The sequence below is a fragment of the Cytobacillus sp. Hm23 genome (assembly GCF_051842895.1).
In the GTDB taxonomy this organism is placed as follows: domain Bacteria; phylum Bacillota; class Bacilli; order Bacillales; family SM2101; genus Nanhaiella.
The window spans coordinates 53,373-73,574 of sequence record NZ_JBPXRQ010000026.1 but is presented as its reverse complement, the minus strand read 5'-3'; the positions used below and the strand labels follow the sequence as shown (position 1 = coordinate 73,574).

General features: G+C 34.7%; 19 protein-coding genes. 18 read left to right on the top strand and 1 reads right to left on the bottom strand.

The annotated features are described in order from the left end of the window. Window positions 1-221: 221 nt before the first annotated feature. A complete protein-coding gene (locus ACSVDA_RS16230; RefSeq protein WP_485884453.1) occupies window positions 222-1,094 on the bottom strand; it encodes a YitT family protein in 873 nt (290 codons plus the stop codon). Between the two features lie 534 nt (window positions 1,095-1,628). Between ACSVDA_RS16230 and ACSVDA_RS16225 the strand changes: the two genes are divergently transcribed. The 18 genes from ACSVDA_RS16225 (at window position 1,629) to nth (ending at window position 20,178) form a co-directional block, all read left to right on the top strand. After that, window positions 1,629-1,961 carry a nucleotide pyrophosphohydrolase gene (locus ACSVDA_RS16225; RefSeq protein ID WP_485884452.1) on the top strand — a complete coding sequence of 111 codons (333 nt, stop codon included), beginning with the start codon at window positions 1,629-1,631 and terminating at the stop codon, window positions 1,959-1,961. Between the two features lie 2 nt (window positions 1,962-1,963). Further along, window positions 1,964-2,767: a 4-hydroxy-tetrahydrodipicolinate reductase gene (dapB, locus tag ACSVDA_RS16220; protein ID WP_485884451.1), complete on the top strand. Its 804-nt coding sequence runs from the start codon at window positions 1,964-1,966 to the stop codon at window positions 2,765-2,767. 12 nt (window positions 2,768-2,779) lie between these two features. Further along, window positions 2,780-3,196, top strand: coding sequence for a methylglyoxal synthase (locus ACSVDA_RS16215; RefSeq protein ID WP_485884450.1), 417 nt, complete (start codon window positions 2,780-2,782; stop codon window positions 3,194-3,196). Beyond that, complete coding sequence (gene bshB1 / locus ACSVDA_RS16210) at window positions 3,193-3,900, top strand: bacillithiol biosynthesis deacetylase BshB1 (protein ID WP_485884449.1); 708 nt, start codon at window positions 3,193-3,195, stop codon at window positions 3,898-3,900. The genes ACSVDA_RS16215 and bshB1 overlap by 4 nt, the downstream gene beginning before the upstream one ends. After that, window positions 3,897-5,048, top strand: coding sequence for an N-acetyl-alpha-D-glucosaminyl L-malate synthase BshA (gene bshA, locus ACSVDA_RS16205; RefSeq protein ID WP_320210052.1), 1,152 nt, complete (start codon window positions 3,897-3,899; stop codon window positions 5,046-5,048). The genes bshB1 and bshA overlap by 4 nt, the downstream gene beginning before the upstream one ends. A 348-nt stretch (window positions 5,049-5,396) precedes the next feature. After that, a complete protein-coding gene (locus tag ACSVDA_RS16200) occupies window positions 5,397-6,611 on the top strand; it encodes a CCA tRNA nucleotidyltransferase (protein WP_485884448.1) in 1,215 nt (404 codons plus the stop codon). Beyond that, window positions 6,569-7,561: a biotin--[acetyl-CoA-carboxylase] ligase gene (locus ACSVDA_RS16195; RefSeq protein ID WP_485884447.1), complete on the top strand. Its 993-nt coding sequence runs from the start codon at window positions 6,569-6,571 to the stop codon at window positions 7,559-7,561. The genes ACSVDA_RS16200 and ACSVDA_RS16195 overlap by 43 nt, the downstream gene beginning before the upstream one ends. A gap of 414 nt (window positions 7,562-7,975) precedes the next feature. Then, a complete protein-coding gene (panB, locus tag ACSVDA_RS16190; protein WP_485884446.1) occupies window positions 7,976-8,815 on the top strand; it encodes a 3-methyl-2-oxobutanoate hydroxymethyltransferase in 840 nt (279 codons plus the stop codon). Beyond that, entirely contained in the window at window positions 8,812-9,669 is an 858-nt protein-coding gene (gene panC / locus ACSVDA_RS16185; RefSeq protein WP_485884445.1) for a pantoate--beta-alanine ligase, read from the top strand. Before panB ends, panC begins: the two co-directional genes overlap by 4 nt. Window positions 9,670-9,671: 2 nt before the next feature. Beyond that, entirely contained in the window at window positions 9,672-10,055 is a 384-nt protein-coding gene (gene panD / locus ACSVDA_RS16180) for an aspartate 1-decarboxylase (protein ID WP_485884444.1), read from the top strand. Between the two features lie 92 nt (window positions 10,056-10,147). Beyond that, complete coding sequence (dinG, locus tag ACSVDA_RS16175) at window positions 10,148-12,946, top strand: ATP-dependent DNA helicase DinG (protein ID WP_485884443.1); 2,799 nt, start codon at window positions 10,148-10,150, stop codon at window positions 12,944-12,946. Between the two features lie 27 nt (window positions 12,947-12,973). After that, window positions 12,974-13,816, top strand: a complete 843-nt coding sequence (locus ACSVDA_RS16170; RefSeq protein WP_485884442.1) for a ComEC/Rec2 family competence protein — start codon at window positions 12,974-12,976, stop codon at window positions 13,814-13,816. A 600-nt stretch (window positions 13,817-14,416) separates the two neighbouring features. Next, on the top strand, window positions 14,417-14,587 hold the full coding sequence (locus tag ACSVDA_RS16165; RefSeq protein WP_214481260.1) for a YpmA family protein: 171 nt from the start codon (window positions 14,417-14,419) through the stop codon (window positions 14,585-14,587). Beyond that, window positions 14,550-15,086 (top strand): cell wall elongation regulator TseB-like domain-containing protein, encoded by a 537-nt coding sequence (locus ACSVDA_RS16160; protein ID WP_485884441.1) that lies wholly within the window; start codon window positions 14,550-14,552, stop codon window positions 15,084-15,086. Before ACSVDA_RS16165 ends, ACSVDA_RS16160 begins: the two co-directional genes overlap by 38 nt. Window positions 15,087-15,106: 20 nt before the next feature. Next, window positions 15,107-16,294: a pyridoxal phosphate-dependent aminotransferase gene (locus tag ACSVDA_RS16155; protein WP_485884440.1), complete on the top strand. Its 1,188-nt coding sequence runs from the start codon at window positions 15,107-15,109 to the stop codon at window positions 16,292-16,294. Between the two features lie 528 nt (window positions 16,295-16,822). Then, entirely contained in the window at window positions 16,823-18,115 is a 1,293-nt protein-coding gene (gene asnS / locus ACSVDA_RS16150) for an asparagine--tRNA ligase (protein WP_485884439.1), read from the top strand. Between the two features lie 406 nt (window positions 18,116-18,521). Continuing rightward, window positions 18,522-19,217 (top strand): DnaD domain-containing protein, encoded by a 696-nt coding sequence (locus ACSVDA_RS16145; protein ID WP_485884455.1) that lies wholly within the window; start codon window positions 18,522-18,524, stop codon window positions 19,215-19,217. A gap of 289 nt (window positions 19,218-19,506) precedes the next feature. Continuing rightward, complete coding sequence (gene nth / locus ACSVDA_RS16140; RefSeq protein ID WP_485884438.1) at window positions 19,507-20,178, top strand: endonuclease III; 672 nt, start codon at window positions 19,507-19,509, stop codon at window positions 20,176-20,178. Window positions 20,179-20,202: the final 24 nt, after the last annotated feature.

Below are 20,202 nucleotides of genomic sequence, written 5' to 3'. Positions count from 1 at the left end.
CTATAATATTTATAGATATCAATGGAACTTAAAGAAGATGACTCCTGTTCAATACAGAAATCATCTCCTTAAAGTAGCATAGTCTTTTTTTAAATGTCCTTTACAAAGGGTACATATTACAATTTATCCTGGTCTTTTATTTGCTTTAAATCCGCATTTTTCCTTATCTAAGACCTAACGTAATGAACTTTGTTGTACAAACTCATCTATGTAATCATGAGTTAACGTTCGAGTGGTTTTTTATTTTCGTCAAGTGTGAAACCTTCACCTAATACGTCATGGACATCACTTACTGCAACGAAAGCGTGAGGATCAATAGATGTAATAACGTTCTTTAAGCGGACGATTTCATTTTTTCCTACAACACAATATAAGACATTTTTATCAATTTTAGAAAATGAGCCCTGTGCTTTCAAGAAAGTTGCTCCTCTATCCATTTCTTTCAAAATTTTTTCAGCTATTTCTTCATTTTTATCTGAGATAATCGTAGCCCCTTTGGCAGCATATGCACCTTCCTGCATGAAATCAATGACACGAGCTCCAACAAATACTGCAACGAGTGTATACATTGCTTCCTGATATGTTAAATATACGATAAGTGAAAGCGTAATGACTGCTGCATCAAATAAGAACATTGTTTTTCCCATGCTCCAGCCAATGTATTTATGTGCTAATCTAGCAAGTATATCTACACCACCGGTAGTTCCACCAAAGCGAAAAATGATGCCTAAACCAACACCAATAAAGACTCCTGCAAATAATGCTGCTAAAGTTAAATCCTCATTTAATGGCATTTGAATAGTATAGCGCTGGAAAATCCATAAAAAGACTGACAAGCCTACTGTTCCAATGACCGTATACAAAAATGCCTGTCTGCCAAGTAACCTCCAACCGAGAATAAACATTGGAATATTTAACAATAAATTCGAATATGCCGGATCTATTTTTAGAGTAAAGAATAATAGCAAAGTAATACCAGTAAATCCACCTTCGGCAAGGTTATTTTGCATATTAAAATGAACGAGTCCAAATGCGAAAATTGCTGATCCTAGTAAAATAAATAAGATATTTTTAGTTCTGATTCCTAATTGCATAACGTCCTCCAAAAACAGTAGTCAGATTAAATCGTATTACACTTAAACCTTTTATGTTAGACTGTTTTCGCATTGATTGTTGTTTATCGTATTTAGAAATAAACCGTACAAACTAGCGTTCGTGGTATCTTTTCTTCAGTACAACGATGACTTACAGTATAAAACCACCTTTTTGGTACAGCAACAAATTTTACGAAAAGAGTCTGATGTTATGTATCTTGCATATAAAACGAAGGGCAAGAGCTTGCCTATCTTTTTGGAGCTTTATCGGTTCATAAGGGTATTTATGTCCTGTTTCAGAATCAACTGATCGTATCTTGTCGGCCGAGCAAGGATAACGTCATTTCACCTAAGACAACATAACATACTCTTATTATAAGTGAATTTTAGTGCCCCAACTTTTCTTATTATATTTGAACTAGCCGATAGTTACAATAGATGAAATAATGGATAAAAGGGTCAATTGAAAAACGAAACATTTGTCAAATGAGTAGCTTTTGGCTAACATGTAAGATGAGAAAGAGGTGGTTATGAATGACTAAAACATTAAATGAAATCCAGCTTGAAGTTGATCAATATATTAATCAATTTAAAGAAGGTTATTTTAGCCCATTAGCAATGATGGCTAGAATGACTGAAGAGCTTGGAGAACTAGCACGTGAAATAAATCATTATTACGGTGAAAAGCAAAAGAAGGATACTGAGAATGAACGGGAAATTGAAGAAGAACTTGGTGATATGCTCTTTGTATTAATTTGTTTAGCAAATTCCCTCGACATAAATTTAGAAACTGCGCACGATCGTGTAATGGATAAATTTCAAACTAGAGATAAAAATCGCTGGACTTTAAAAGCGAAAGGAGAATGACAATGGCTGAACAAATTAACATTGTTCTTGCAGGCCCTAGAGGTAGAATGGGTAAAGAGGCCTTACATTTAATACATAATACAAAGGAATTTTCTTTAGTAGGAGCGGTAGATCGCAAACATGATGGGCAACTTATCTCTGATATTAACGGTTTACCTAACATGGATACACCGATTTATACTAATTTAGAGAATTGTTTACAAGCTCACCAAGCAGACGTGTTAGTAGATTTAACTACACCAGAAATTGGTAAAAGACATACAGAAATAGCTTTACAATATGGTGTTAGACCTGTTGTTGGAACAACTGGTTTCTCAGCTGAAGACTTAGCAAGAGTTACTGAATTAGCTGCAAGCAAAAAACTTGGTACGATAATAGCCCCGAATTTTGCTGTTGGTGCTGTACTTATGATGAAATTTTCACAAATGGCTGCTAAATATTTTCCGGACATCGAAATTATTGAACTACACCATGATCAGAAATTAGACGCTCCTTCTGGTACGGCTATAAAAACAGCACAATTGATATCAGCGGAGAGAGAGGCAAAACAACAAGGGCATCCTGATGAACATGAGGCAGTAGCAGGTGCTAGAGGAGCCAATATTGATGGGATGCATATACATAGTGTGAGACTACCTGGTTTGATAGCACATCAGCAAGTATTATTTGGGGGAAATGGACAAACCTTAACAATTCGCCATGATTCATATAATAGAGAATCATTCATGACAGGCGTGAAGATTTCAATTGAAACTGTTATGAAACTTGATCATTTAGTATATGGCTTAGAAAATATTATTGCATAATGGAGGAGCAAGATGAAAATAGCACTTGTAGCCCATGATAAAAAGAAAAATGATTTAATTCAATTCGCAACAGCTTATTTATCGACATTGGAAAAACATGAACTTTATGCGACTGGTACGACAGGACAAAAAATTTCTGAAGCTACTAACTTGAAGATCCATCGTTTTCAATCAGGCCCACTTGGGGGTGACCAAGAAATTGGAGCGATGGTAGCAAACAATAAAATGGATATGGTTATATTTTTTCGTGACCCATTAACTCCGCAGCCTCATGAGCCAGACGTAACTGCTTTAATTCGACTTTGTGATGTGTACGCGATTCCATTAGCAACAAATATGGGAACAGCTGAGATTTTGGTCAAAGGGCTAGAACGAGGAGAATTCCAGTGGCGCTCAATTATTCACGAACAACAAGGTGAACAGACATGAAACTAGATATGCTCGCATTCGGTGCTCATGCTGATGATGTAGAAATTGGCATGGGTGGCACGATTGCCAAATATACTAATAATGGATTCAAAATCGGCATATGTGATTTAACAGAAGCCGAGTTATCTTCAAACGGAACAGTTGATATTAGAAAGCAAGAGGCTATGCAGGCATCTGCTATACTATCTATTAGTGAACGGTTAAATTTACAACTTCCGGATCGTGGTTTATACAAAAAAGAAGAATATATTAAGTTAATTGTTGAGAAAATTCGCTTCTATCGACCAAATATTGTTTTTGTACCTTATTTTGACGATCGGCACCCGGATCATGGGAATTGCGCACATCTTGTAGAGGAAGCAGTATTTTCAGCTGGAATTAAGAATTACGAAGATAACAAACGTTTAGCAGCACATAAAGTATCATCATTATATTTTTATATGATCAATGGCTTTCATAAACCTACTTTTGTAATTGATATATCACAAACTATAGAACAAAAGCTAAATAGTCTAAGAGCATATAAAAGTCAATTTACGAAGGTAAATGATTCAATTGATACTCCATTAACCAATGGATACATAGAGACAGTAAAAAGTAGAGAAAGATTATTCGGCAAAGAGGTTGGCGTTGATTATGCAGAAGGGTTTATTAGTAAAAAGCCTTTGCTTATGAAACATGATTTGTTAGGAGAGTGTAAATGAAGATGAAAATTGGTATCACTTGTTACCCCTCAGTGGGAGGGTCGGGTGTTATTGCAACTGAGCTAGGTAAAATGTTAGCAGAAAGAGGGCATGAAATTCATTTTATTTCATCAAGCATGCCATTTAGGCTCAACAAGTTGTATTGTAATATTTATTATCATGAGGTAGAAATCAACCAATATTCTGTTTTTAAATATGCTCCCTATGACCTTTCATTAGCGTCAAAAATGGCAGAAGTAGCAAAACGTGAACAATTGGATTTATTACATGTTCATTATGCTATACCTCATGCTGTTTGTGCTTATTTAGCTAAGCAAATGGTTGGAGATGAGAAGCTGAAAATTGTAACGACATTACACGGTACTGATATTACAGTTCTTGGCTATGACCCATCATTGAGTGATATGATAAAATTTGGAATCGAAAACTCAGATGTTGTAACAGCTGTTTCTAATTCACTTGTTGAGCAAACGTATGACTTACTTGATGTTAAGAAAGAAATCACAACTGTTTATAATTTTGTTGATGAGCGTGTGTATTCTAAAAAAGAAGCCGTCCAAAATCTAAAAGCTGAGTATGGTATAGACGAAGAAGATAAAGTTATTATCCATGTATCGAATTTTCGTCAAGTAAAAAGAGTCACTGATGTTGTAAAAGCATTCAATATCATTGCAAAACAAGTAAAGTCGAAGCTGCTGCTAATCGGGGATGGCCCTGAGGTGACAGTTGTTTGTAAGTTGGTAAACGATTTACAATTGACTGATAAAGTACTTTTTTTAGGTAAACAAGAAAATGTTGAGGAGTTATACTCAATTAGTGATTTAACACTACTCTTGTCTGAAAAGGAAAGTTTCGGCCTCGTATTACTTGAGGCATTCGCTTGTGGTGTGCCAGGTATTGGTACAAATATTGGTGGAATTCCAGAAGTAATCACTCCTGGAGAAAATGGCTACATTAGTCAGGTCGGAGATATAGAAGATGTTGCAAAAAAAGCAGTGCAAATTCTGACAGATGATCAATTACACAAACAAATGTCTGAAGCAGCTGTTTCAACTGTAAAAGAAAAGTTTCATTCCACTAAAATAGTTGAACAATATGAACGTTTATATTTTACTTTACTAAACCGTAGTGTCGACATTGTAAAATGAGATTTTTTTCATAAACTGCTTTAATTTTTTCCAAAGGCTCTTTTAATAAACTTTGTTTGCAATTGAGACTAATTTAGGACAGCAAAATTTACGTAATTGACTTTATTATATAAGAAATGTGTCACGAAGGATTTGTTTATAAGTATTTATTTCATAATTAAATAAGCAACAATTAATGCAGTGAAAGTCTATTTATAAAATGATGCAAAACATCCTATCTTCAAGTTGAAATGTTGTAATTTATCCTAAACATGAAGTTACGCTCTAATTTTATTAGTTCAAACTAGTTGAGGAGTTTGATGTTATTAACATATAGAATCATGAAGGTTTAATAAAAGGAGATATCTTATGTTACAAGATCCGTTTGAGCTACCAACATATATTATCCAAACAATACAGCAGGCAGGATTCGAAGCGTATTTTGTTGGGGGAGCAGTAAGAGATATGTTATTGCATCGTGAAATAGGTGACGTTGATATTGCAACTTCAGCGTTACCTCAACAAGTTATAGAGCTGTTTCCGAAGACAATTGATGTGGGTATCCGCCACGGTACAGTCGTTGTGCTTCACAAAGGTGAATCATTTGAAGTAACAACATTTCGAAATGAAGGGGATTATGAGGAACATAGACGTCCTAAGGACGTTACGTTTATTAGCTCTCTTTCGGAAGATTTACAGAGGCGTGACTTTACAATTAATGCAATTGCAATGACCGCCTATGGAGACTTAATTGATCCTTTTGATGGTCAAGCTGATATACAAAAACAGATGATTCGTTGTGTAGGTGACCCAACAGAACGATTTAATGAAGATGGTTTACGGATGTTACGAGCTATACGCTTTGTTAGTCAACTGTCCTTTTTCTTAAGTGATGATACGAAAGCTGGGATAAGCCGATGTAACAACATATTAAAACATATTTCTGTTGAAAGAATTACAGCTGAGTTTGAAAAAATTATGAGAGGAAATAATATTCATATAGCTTTTCAATTACTAGCTGAACTTAAAATATATAAATTTTTGCCTCATTGTGCGAATAAACAAAGCGAATTTGAACAACTGGCAAAGTATAAATGGCACTTACTTCTAAAAAACGAAGAGTTTTGGACTTTATTTACAATATTATTAAAAGTTGAAACACCAGGAAAGTTTTTGCGTTCGTGGAAATTGCCGGTAAAAATAATTAGAAGTGTAGAAATAAACATACGTTATTTTAACATGTTATTAGCATCAGAATGGACAATGACTACACTGTATCAATGTGGACTAGAACATGCAGAACAAGTTGAGCGTATAAGGGCTGTTATACATCAAAATGATGGTATAGAAAGGCTGCATAATATAAAAAAAATGTACGCTAGTTTACCAATCATTTCTCGAAAGCAGTTAGCAGTTAATGGAAATGACCTGCAAGCTTGGTTTAATAAAAAACCTGGCCCTTGGTTAAAAGAATATATTAACAATATTGAGATGGCAATTGTAAATGGAGAGGTTGAAAATGAAGTAGAGAACATAAAGGAGTGGCTGTTACATTGCAATCTGAAACTAGAAAACAATTGTTAGAAGCTTTCACCGGTGCTGGAGATGAATTTATATCAGGGCAAAAAATAAGTGAACTACTTGGTTGCACTCGAACGGCCGTTTGGAAACATATTGAAGATTTACGGAACGAAGGGTATGAGCTAGAGGCAGTCCGTCGAAAAGGCTACAGAATTACCAAAAAACCTAATAAGATTTCAAGTAACGAAATACAGCTTGGTTTACAAACAAAAGTAATGGGTAGGAACGTGCAGTTTCAAGAGAAAGTTACGTCAACACAAAGGGTTGCTCATACACTTGCACATGAAGGTGTAAAGGAAGGAACGATCGTTCTAGCTGAAGAGCAAACAGAAGGTCGAGGCAGACTGAATAGATCTTGGTTCTCTCCAAAGGGGACAGGGATTTGGATGAGTTTAATAGTCAGACCTAATATTCCTCCTCAACAAGCTCCTCAGCTTACATTGCTCACAGCTGTAGCTGTTGCACAAGGTATTGAAGAACTTACTCATTTGTCGCCTAAAATTAAGTGGCCTAATGACATTTTAGTGAATGGTAAAAAGGTAGTGGGTGTATTAACAGAGCTTCAAGCTGAGCCTGAGTGTATTCATTCTGTTATCATTGGTGTTGGAATAAATGTCAATCAACAAACAAGTGATTTTCCAGAAGGGATTGACAAAACTGCCACATCATTAGCGATAGAAACTGGGAACAAACTCAATCGAGCTGAATTGATTCAACACATCCTATTAAAGTTTGAAAAGTTGTATTTTGAATATTTAAAACACGGCTTTTTATTCGTTAAGCTGTTATGGGAAAGTTATGCAGTAAGTATTGGTAAAAATATTGTAGTAACAACGTTAAATGAAACGAAGAAAGGTGAAGCTTTGGGTATAACAGATGAAGGTGTACTTATGATGAAGGATGAAATGGATAACATACATTATATTCATTCGGCTGATATATCTATTATGTAATATATAAAGGAATTCTTTCGTTTACTTGCTTTTTAATTCATAAAGTTTCACGCAACGGAGTCTGATAGATCTACGGGCAAAGGTGTTAAGTTCCTTGCAGTAATGACAACGATTAAGACTAAAGAAACCTTTCTTTACACTAAGTACATATTGTAAAGTTTTGCTGGAAAAAAGGACAACAATTCTGTATAATTTTGCTTGAGGGTAGTATCCTGATGAGAACTATACCTTTTTCAATAAGTTTAAATATGTTTAAAGCTAGTCTGCCTTGATCCAACATATGGACTGGGACAGAGGGATGAAGCAAACCGATGATGTGAATAATATCCTTCTTTCTCATGCTTTTTGAGACTGGGGGATTTTTTAATACGAACAAACCGGTTATTCATGCCCTCTAAAAAAGGAGGGAAAAACGTGAAGCAAGTACCAAATTTTTTACAAATGAAGCAAGAGAATGATCCAATTATTATGTTAACAGCATATGATTATCCATCTGCTAAGCACGCTGAGGAAGCAAACGTTGACATGATTTTAGTAGGGGATTCTTTAGGTATGGTTGTTTTAGGTTATGAATCAACGATACCTGTGACAGTTGATGATATGGTCCATCATACGAAAGCGGTTAAGCGTGGTGCACAAGATACTTTTATCGTTACGGATATGCCTTTCATGTCATATCAAATCTCGAAAGAGGAAACGCTAAGAAATGCCCAACGAATTATTCAGGAAGCTGGAGCTCATGCTGTTAAGGTTGAGGGAGCAGGTGATGTACTTGAGATGATAAAAATTTTAACATCAAGTAATATTCCTGTAGTAGCTCATTTGGGATTGACTCCTCAATCTGTAGGTATTTTAGGCGGATATAAAGTGCAAGGGAAGGATCATCAGGCAGCTAAACAACTACTTGAAGATGCTAAAAGCTGTGAAGAAGCTGGGGCAATCGCATTAGTGCTTGAATGTATTCCTACTCAATTGGCAGAGCAAGTAACGAAGGTAATAAACATACCGACAATAGGTATTGGTGCAGGAAGAACGACAGATGGACAGGTACTTGTTTATCATGATGTGATCGGTTATGGAGTTGAAAGAGTACCAAAGTTTGTAAAGCAATATACTACGGTTAATAATGACATAAAAACAGCTTTAGAAGGTTTTGTTGCAGAAGTGAAAGATCGTAAATTCCCAGAAAAAGGGCATTCTTTTCATATGAAAGAGGAAGAACTGGAAGCACTTTACGGGGGAGCTAAAGCATGATCGTCATTAGAAAAATATTAGATATGCAAAGAATGATTAAAGAGTATCGGCAAAAAGGCATGAGTATAGGATTTGTGCCAACGATGGGATTTCTACACGAAGGACATATCTCTTTAATGAAACATGCTCGTCCCCAAAATGATATTGTTGTGGCTAGTATTTTTGTAAACCCTTTGCAATTTGGTCCAAATGAAGATTTTGATTCATATCCTCGTGACATAGATAGAGATGAAAAAATGGCAAGTGATGCCCAAGTTGACATATTGTTTTATCCTGATGTTAATGAAATGTATAACTCAGCAATGTCAACTACTGTCGTTGTGAACGATCGTGTCAATGTTCTTTGTGGAAAATCGAGACCTGGACATTTTGATGGAGTGGCAACTGTCTTAACAAAATTATTTAATATTGTGAGCCCTGATAATGTATACTTCGGTATGAAAGATGCTCAACAGGTTGCTGTTGTTGATGGTTTAATTAAAGATTTTAATTTTCCAATTAACATAGTTCCCATTGAGACAGTTCGAGAAGCAAACGGTTTAGCAAAAAGTTCTCGAAATGTCAGGCTAACTAATATAGAGAGACAACAAGCACCATATTTATATAAAAGCTTACAACTAGCTAAAGAACGAATTAAGCTAGGTGAAAAAGATCCAAATACAATTATTGCCTTAATTACTGATTATATTGACACACATACTGATGGAAATATTGATTATGTAGAATTGTATTCCTATCCTAAATTAACTGCCTTATCTAAAATTAGTGGAAACATCATTATAGCAATCGCAGTTAAGTTTACAGAGGTAAGGTTGATTGATAATATTACTATGGAAGTTTGTAAGGAGGAATAACAATGTACCGTACAATGATGAATGCAAAAATACATCGCGCCCGAGTAACAGAGGCAAACTTAAATTATGTTGGAAGTATAACAATTGATCAAGACATTCTTGACGCAGTTGGTATGATTGCAAATGAAAAAGTTCAAATTGTTAATAATAATAATGGGGCTAGAATAGAAACATATATTATTCCAGGTGAAAGAGGTAGTGGAGTTATATGTTTAAATGGCGCTGCGGCTAGGCTTGTCCAGCAAGATGATATCGTTATTATTATTTCGTATAAATTGATCAGTGAGGCTGATTTATCAGAACATCAACCAAAAATTGCAATTATGGATGAAAATAATCACATAACAGAACTTATAGGCAAAGAGCCAGCGAGAACGGTTATGTAAGTATAAAACCCTCTATTGATGAGGGTTTTCATGTATAAGTAAGTTTTTGTTCAAAGAGGTGACCATCCTTGAACAATATTGAGGTGTTATAGATGTACTCCCGTTTTGTAGTCATAGATCTAGAAACAACTGGAAATGCAGTTAAAAGTAATGACAAAATTATTCAAATTGCGGCTGTGGTCATTGAAGCTGGACAAATCATTGACCGCTTTTCCAGTTTTGTAAATCCAAATCGTGAAATTCCTACTTTTATAAGTGAACTTACTGGTATTACTAATTTAATGGTAAAAGATGCTCCAACGTTCGCCGAGATAGCACCTATAATTATTAAGATGCTTGAGAATTCTTATTTTGTTGCTCACAACGTTCCGTTTGATTTAACGTTTTTGCAAGAAGAAATGAAGTCACATGGGTTTAGTGAACTAACTATACCGTCCTTAGATACTGTTGAGTTAGCTAGGATATTGTATCCAACTAAAGATAGTTACAAATTGTCAGATCTTTCAGCTGATTTTGTAGTTGAACATCTGCAGCCTCATCGTGCTGACAGCGACGCTGAAGTGACAGCTATGCTATTTTTGGGACTAATTCATAAATTAAACTCCCTACCATTAGTGACATTAGAAGCGTTAAAAAAGCATGCTGTTTATTTGAAAAGTGATGTTATTGGAATGATTGCTCATGTGATAGAAAGTAATCATTTACTAGGCGAAGAAGTACATACGGGTTTAACTATCGTTCGGGGGCTTGCGATAAGAACGCATAGTAATTTGAATCGGAGTGACAACCAACAACAACAAGCATTTGGACAATTAAAAAATGATCTTCCATCATTATTAAAAAAGCATATTGTAAATTTCGAACTTCGTGAAGGTCAACTACATATGATGGATGTTGTTGATAAAGCATTACAAACAAATCAACATGCCATCATTGAAGCTGGAACTGGTTCTGGTAAAACACTTGCATATTTATTACCTGCAGCTCTTTTTGCCATAACTAAAAATAAGCCAATTATTATAAGTACGTATACCGTCCAACTTCAAGAGCAGCTTGTTAATAATGAAATAAAGATATTAAGGGACATGTTAGATGTACCACTGAAAGTAGTTGTATTAAAAGGTAAACGACATTATATGAACTTGTGGAAATTTGAACGCAGTTTAGCATATTTGGATAGTAATTATGATGTGATTTTGACAAAATGTCAAATACTTATTTGGTTGTTAGAAACGACAACAGGTGATGTAGATGAACTGAATCTTACCTCTGGTGGTTTGTTATTTTGGGACGAAATAAATGAAAGCAAGAATATATTGTTGAATAATGACAATCCTTGGAAGTCTTATGAATTTTATCATAAAGCACGAAATGAAGCTCACCAGGCAGATGTTATAATTACAAATCACTCGCTATTGTTGACGGATTTACAAGCTGAACAAAGTTCTTTATTACCAGACTATGATGTGGCAATTATCGATGAGGCACATCAATTAGAGCGGATTGCTAGTGAATGTTTTGGAGATTATATTAATTATAATTACTTCGTCTTTTTATTTGCAAAGCTTGGCTCACTTGACCAACCTAGTCTACTTTCGAATGCTTTTCTCGTATTTAGCGAAAAACATTTAAACGTAGATTCATTTCAGATTATCGATCATCTAATTAAAAACCTAAAGGCTGAAGTTGATGATTTATTTAGAATGCTACGAGCAATCATACTTAAAAATAACAACGATGGTCAAGCGTATCGTACCCAATATAGATTTAATGTTAGTGAAGAATATGGAAGAGAGTGGAAAGCGTCACTTGAATTGGTCAGGAGAGTAAGGATGCAAATGTTTGAGCTTGTGAGTACAATGCAAACTCAATTGATAGCAATTAAATCCATTGAACATAAATTATCCGTCCATGATAAACGTGAAATAGATTTATTCTTTTCTTTTATAGAAAAATTTAATCATACTCAAAAAGTATTAGAATCAATACTATTGGTTGATAATCAAGAGTCAGTTTCATGGATGGAGACAGATACAAAAGGAGCTCAAAACGCGGTAAGGCTATATACACAGCCAATTGATGTTTCAGATCTATTAGCTGATGAGTTTTTTTCTAAAAAGCACAGCGTAATTTTAACATCAGCTACTTTAAATGGCCATGAGTCCTTTAAGCATATAATTAACCAACTTGGCCTTGAAGACTTTTATCCGTTAACTGAATTTGTACCATCGCCATTTGCATATGAGAAGCAAGCTCTACTATGCATACCAAATGATGTCCCGCTTATAAAAGAGACTTCTATAGAAGATTATATAGCTAACATTGCAAATCATATTGTAGCAATTGCGAACAAATTACAAGGTAGAATGTTACTGTTATTTACTTCTTATGACATGGTTAGAGAAATGTATAGCCAACTAAAGGTGAAAGCTGAATTAGATGACTTTGTCATTTTAGCACAAGGTTCTAGCAGTTCTAGCCGTTCAAAGCTTTCCAAAACGTTTCAAGAAATATCCAAATCAATTTTACTTGGAACATCAAGTTTTTGGGAAGGGGTTGATTTAGTAGGAGAGCAGTTAGCTAGTGTTGGTATCATAAGACTACCTTTTTCATCACCTGATGATCCCATTTCAGCAGCAAAAAATGAAAAAATACGAATTAATGGTGGTAATCCATTTACTGAATTAGCATTGCCAGATGCTATTTTCCGCTTCAAACAGGGCGTTGGGAGATTAATAAGACATAAAAGCGATAAAGGGATTATATTTGTGTTTGATCGCCGTCTTACAACAACATCCTATGGTAAACAATTTTTAGCAGCTGTACCAACAATCCCAGTTATTGAAGGTTCAATTGATCGGTTACTTTATATAATTGAAGAGTGGCATTAGGATAGCTGTAGTTGTGGAGGGATAGTAGTGTTACACTTTTCTAAGATTTTGACAATTTGGTTCGGGTTGTCCTTTATAGGGAATTTGTTGCAACCACAGCAGCCGGTTGATATAGCAAAAGTGAATTTAAAGCTAACACAGGAAGATATTGCAATCACTTTTTTTGACCTGTCATCTGGAGAAGCCACACTCATTCAAGATGCTAAAGGAAATACGATTTTGATTAATTGTGGTGGTCCAAGAACCCAAAGTGAAATGGAAATGATGTTTCAATTGTATGATATTAAAAAGCTTGACACGGTCATTATTACAAAAGATGATATTCAATACGATACGAATATCGATTGGATTATACAAAATATCCCAGTAGGGAAAGTTGTGTTAGCTTCTAATAACGAACACCCCTATCCCTTTTTAGATGATATAAAAATAGAAAAGTGGAAAAATCAAGATTCTTATCAAGTCTTCAATAATGTCGAAATTAAGGTTGAAAATGAAAATATAGGACAGACTGATGGCGCTCTCGACTTATCAATATTTCTTAAAAGTCACCACATTTTATATATGACAAATGCGGGAAAATTAATTGAGGAAAAATTGTTAGCACAAATGGAAACAGCAGTCGATATTTTAAAGGTTGGTGACTTTGGAGCTGAAGGTGGTACAACTTCACTTTTTTTAGAAAAAATTGACCCGAAAGTTGCCATCATTTTTCAGAACAAAAATAACAAGCCAAATCAGGAAGTGCTGGAAAGGTTATATGATTCTTGGATCGATATTTATTTAACGAAGCAAGTCGGGAATATTTCCATTAAATATAGTGATGATCAATATGAAATTATACCAATTGAAGTGAATAAGCAGGAATAAAACTCTGTTAAATACACGGTGTTTCGTATTGATTTTTTCCTATCGTTCTTGACATTCTTCACCGAAGACCAACATATAAAACCACTTTTTCGATATTAATTTGGTAACAATAGCAACAATGTTTCCGACAGTCTGTATGAACATTAATTGTTGCTTTTCTAAATAATTCTTCTCTACAGGCTACAAAAATCCTACATACACATCAATCAACAAAGTTACGTAAAAATTGGAAATAAAAAACCTGTAACAACATATGTGTACAGGTCAACGGTGTGGGATAGGGTGTATTTTTTATAAAAGGCTGTTATTGCACTTTTCGTACTATGAAATAAGTACGTATAAACCGAGTGTTAGCAGGTCAATTGTAAATAATTATTTGTTGCTGGTCGAAATTAAGCTCATTTCAACAAAGTTTCCGAAAAGAGCCTTATAAAAAGAGCTGTGGAACCCTCTTATCATATTTGTTATCAATTTTTTGAATACACCTGTTATAATTGAAATTGATTACTCTCACTTACTTTGTGAGTACTTTTATTTTTACCTTAGTTCTTAACAATATAAGTAACAAAATTTGTTCACAAAATAGGAGGACTCTATTGCATGGAAAGTAAAATTGAAGTATTATCTACTTTAAAGATTGCACATTCTTCTGATTTATACAAAATTGTCGATAATTTAAATCGTACTTTAAAAGGACAAGATTTAATGTTTGGACTAGCTTTAGACGAAAATGATGAAGAAACAGCAGTTTTTACCATTTACCGTACGTAATAAAAAGGACTATATAATGATGAAAAAAAGGATTATCCCATTATCTGTTATTAGCATTATTATTTTCTTCATAATAATTGGATATTTGTATTTCAGTGCAATGAAGCCGATTGAAATCGCTGAAGGTACAGCAATAAACATAGCTAATAAGGAAGCACAAATGCAAACAATTCAAAAAGTATATACATATCATGGAACAGAAGCATATTCTGTTGTGCTTGGTGAAGATCAGTCAGGGCAAGCGATAGCAGTTTTTATCCCAGAGGATGTTAAAAAACCTATTGTTATTAAAAACCAAGCAGATGGCACAACAGAACAACAAATCATTGACATGGTTAACAAAGAACAAAATCCAAAAAAAATCATATCAGTAACGTTAGGGATGGATGGAAATATACCAATTTGGGAAACGGTTTATATTGATCATCAAAACCGATACGTTTATCATTACTCTTATTTTGAAACAGGCACTAAACGCAAAAGGTATATAATATCCTAAACAATCAAGGAGGATCTGACATGAAATTGGCACATCGAGTATCTTCATTAACACCTTCAACAACATTGGCTATTACTGCTACTGCAAAAGAACTTAAGGAACAAGGGCATGACGTAATAGGGTTAGGAGCTGGTGAACCAGATTTCAATACTCCACAGCATATTATTGATGCTTCTATTACAGCAATGAATGAAGGTAAAACTAAATACACACCATCTGGTGGCCTCCCAACTTTAAAGAAAGAAATATGTGATAAATTTAGTAAAGATCAGGGGATTCATTATGATCCGTCTGAAATAATTGTATGTACTGGTGCCAAACACGCACTTTATACACTATTTCAAGTCCTTCTTAATGAGGGTGACGAAGTAATTATACCTTCTCCATATTGGGTGAGCTATCCTGAGCAAGTAAAATTAGCAGATGGACATCCTGTGTTTGTCAAGGGTGAAGAAGAGAATGAATTTAAAATTACTGGTGAACAACTTAAGGGTGCAATTACAGAACGTACTAAAGCGATTATTATTAATTCTCCAAGTAACCCTACTGGGATGTTATATAGTAAGGAAGAATTAGCAGAGCTAGGTGAAATATGTTTACAACATAACATCTTAATTATTTCTGATGAAATTTATGAAAAGCTCGTATACGGCAATAGTAAACACGTTTCGATTGCTCAGATATCTCCACAGTTAAAAGAGCAGACGATTATTATCAATGGTGTATCAAAATCACATTCAATGACTGGATGGAGAATTGGATATGCTGCAGGTAATAAAGAAATTATTAAAGCAATGACGAATCTTGCAAGTCACAGTACATCTAACCCAACGTCAATTTCACAATATGCCACTCTTGCGGCATATAATGGTTCTCAACAGCCTGTTGAAGATATGCGTGTAGCGTTTGAAGAACGTTTGAATATTATTTATGAAAAATTGATTCAAGTTCCGGGCTTCACTTGTATTAAACCTAAAGGGGCATTTTACCTTTTCCCTAATGCCAAGGAAGCAGCTAAATTAGTAGGTTTAAAAGACGTAGATGAATTAGCTAAAGCTCTTTTGGAAGAAGAAAAAGTTGCAATCATTCCAGGGTCAGGATTTGGAGCTCCTGACAATTTACGACTTTCATACGCAACATCACTTGACCAATTAGAAAAAGCAATTGAAAGAATTAGTCATTTTATGAAAGTGCAATGTCATGCATAATGATTTCTAATATGGACCTGAAAATATAAGCGCTTGTTAAACATTTATACTTAAGATATGAGGAATTAATATATTTATTTTATTTTTCAAAGTAAAATCACAACTGCAGAATAAGGATATTTTTTAATTTTCTAAAAAATGTATAGCTGTTTTTTGGTTGCACGAAAAGCAACAAATCATTTGAAAACGGTGAAATAAAAAAAGGGTTTGACTCAAAAAACGTGTTAGTTTGTACTTTAGCAATGTATTGTGCAAATAATAATGAGTCAGGCCCTTTTTGTTGGCGAATCATCCACTTTTATCCTGGTTGTATAAGGGCCGTTTAGGCAATGTCTTATTGTCCTACCTCAACGTAAAGTTGCTATAGGCTCTTCTGTGCTAGTAGCTAATAGCAGTGGGAATCACGCTTTTCTGCCTTGCAACAATTTTTGTCGAAATGTATAATGTAATTTGGATACATATAAAAAGAGGCAAGCAACTAGTTTACCTCTGCAAACGGATGTATTGTATTTTGGAGGGAATTTTATAGTGAAAACGACAATTACTGAAGTAAGTAAGTATGTTGGACAAGAAGTAACCATTGGAGCTTGGTTAGCTAACAAACGTTCAAGTGGAAAAATCGCTTTTCTACAGTTAAGAGATGGCACAGGATTCATTCAAGGGGTTGTAGTTAAGGCTGAGGTTGAAGAAGAAGTATTTAAGCTTGCTAAATCAATCACACAAGAAACTTCATTGTTTGTAACAGGTACAGTTCAAGAAGATGAACGGTCACCTTTTGGATATGAATTAACAGTAACTAATATTAAAGTGATACGTGAATCGGTTGACTACCCGATAACACCTAAAAAGCATGGTACAGAATTTTTAATGGACAATCGTCATTTGTGGATACGCTCGAAACGACAGCATGCTGTTATGAAAATACGTAATGAAATCATTCGTGCAACGTATGAATTTTTCAATAACAATGGCTTTGTCAAAGTAGATCCACCAATTTTAACTGGAAGTGCTCCTGAGGGAACAACGGAATTATTCCATACTAAATATTTTGAAGAGGATGCTTATCTATCCCAAAGTGGTCAATTATATATGGAGGCTGCTGCGATGGCTTTAGGAAAAGTATTTTCTTTTGGCCCTACTTTCCGTGCAGAAAAATCTAAGACTCGTCGTCATCTAATCGAATTTTGGATGATTGAACCCGAAATGGCATTCTACGAGTTCGAAGATAATTTACAAGTACAGGAACAATATGTAGCCTATATCGTTCAAGCAGTGTTGAAAAACTGTGCACTTGAATTGAAAATTTTAGGGAGAGAAACTGAAACACTTAGTAAAATTACAGCACCTTTCCCACGTATTACGTATGATGATGCAATTAAGTTTTTACACGACAAAGGCTTTGACGATGTTGAATGGGGAGATGATTTTGGTTCTCCTCATGAAACTGCAATTGCCGAAAGTTTTGATAAACCAGTATTTATAACACACTATCCGACAGCATTAAAACCATTTTATATGCAGCCAGATCCTAATCGTGACGATGTTGTGTTATGTGCGGATTTAGTTGCTCCAGAAGGATACGGTGAGATAATTGGTGGCTCTGAACGCATACATGATGCTGAATTATTAGCTCAACGTATGAAGGAACATGATTTATCTCCAGAAGCTTATCAATGGTATTTAGATTTACGTCAATACGGTTCGGTTCCTCATTCTGGATTTGGTTTAGGATTAGAAAGAACAGTAGCATGGCTTAGTGGTGTTGAGCATGTACGTGAAACGATACCATTCCCACGTTTATTAAACCGTCTATATCCTTAATTTTAGTTAACTTTTAATGTTCTCCGGCTCCTATCTCAATAGGTGGGAGCTTTAAATGGGCTATGGTCTTCACCAGAAAGTTTAGAGTGAAGGATTGGTTTCACTGTAATAAATGGTATTCATAAATAATTAAGTTAAAATATAAACTATAATGATTATGTTTGTCTGTCATTTGCGATTTAGCATATTATGTCTGACAAATTTCCTTAGAGGGTGACTCTAAAGGATCTAACTTACATTTCATCTAATATTTAAGGAAGAATCTCCTTATTGCAAGAAATTGTATGTCAGATCGTTTACTTTTGAGACATCCTTTTTGTATATATATGATGAGCTGTGAAATGGTTTGTATACGGTCATCACGTTTTCTTGTTCATGTTATACTAAGGACGAGGTGTCATAAATGATAAGTAAAGATAAAATGCTTGACTGGCTTGACCAAGGCAGTATCTCTATCCCAAAATTGCTGTTACAAAACTACGTACAGATTGGTCTTAATGAACAGGAACTTATGTTAATTTTACATGTATATTCTTTTATAGAACAAGGAAACAAATTTCCTACTCCAAATGAATTAGCTAATAGAATGACACTTTCAACAGAAGAGTGCACGGATATATTACGATTGTTATTAAAAAGAGCGTATATTCGTATTGAAGAAGGCAGTGATGAACATGGGAAAATTAATGAGCAGTATTCATTGCAGCCACTGTGGGAAAAAGTTTTAATGAGTTTTGTATCAGAGACTGCGATCGAAGAACCTAGCCAAGAAGATATAAATTTATATGTGATGTTTGAAGAAGAGTTTGGTCGACCTTTATCCCCATTCGAAGGTGAAACATTATCTATGTGGCTTGATCAGGATCAATATAATCCAATCATTATAAAGACAGCATTGCGTGAAGCAGTACTATCAGGAAAATTAAATTTTAGATATATTGATCGCATATTATTTGAGTGGAAAAAGAATGGGATAAAAACTGTTGAACAAGCTCAAAGTTACGGTAAAAATATTCGTAAGCATCAACAAAAACGTTCAAGTACACAGGAAGGGGAATATAAGCGGACCATTCCTTTTTATAATTGGCTTGAACAGCAGTGATTTTTTGTGATAAAGTAGCGAACAATCAGGTGAGCTATTTGCAGCCTGATTTTTTTATGTCCTACCTGCTTCAGTACATTGATTAACAAAACTGATCCGCATTACAAAGAGTACTACTTTACAGTGTTGTAAAATAAACTAACAATCAAACGGAGACTGTGTAATATTGATTTTTTTGAAAGATGAATAGACGTCACTAATGATAGGTTTTTTAAGTACTTATAGTTCGTAGGGAAAAGAACAATTATTGCGGAGCAGTCAATAATTAAAATTGGGTGTGAAATATGCTATGTTAAATAATACACAAATTAGGTTTTGTTTAGATAAAATGGGGGAAATGTTTCCTGATGCACATTGTGAACTAAACCACTCAAATCCATTTGAGCTTGTGGTTGCTGTTGCTCTATCAGCGCAATGCACAGATGCACTTGTAAATAAAGTAACTAAAAAGTTGTTTGCAAAATATAAGAAGCCTGAAGATTATTTGGCAGTCTCATTAGAAGAGCTACAACAGGATATTCGTTCTATTGGTTTATTTCGAAATAAAGCGAAAAATATCCGTAATCTATCTCAGTTGTTAATAGAACAATATGGAGGTATTGTTCCTAATGACCGTGACGAGCTAACGAAGTTACCAGGTGTAGGTCGAAAAACAGCAAATGTAGTCGTCTCAGTTGCGTTTGACATACCGGCGATTGCAGTTGATACACATGTTGAACGTGTTAGTAAACGTTTAGGGATATGTCGTTGGAAGGATAGTGTTTTAGAAGTAGAAAAAACATTGATGCGAAAAGTACCAAAGGATGAATGGTCTGTGACCCATCACCGTATGATATTTTTCGGTAGATATCATTGTAAAGCACAATCGCCTCAGTGTGAAGTATGTCCACTCCTAGATTTGTGCAGAGAGGGTAAAAAAAGAATGAAAAAGAACAATAAAATTACCAAAGGGGAGAAATAAGGTTGGAACTTAATATTCCTTACC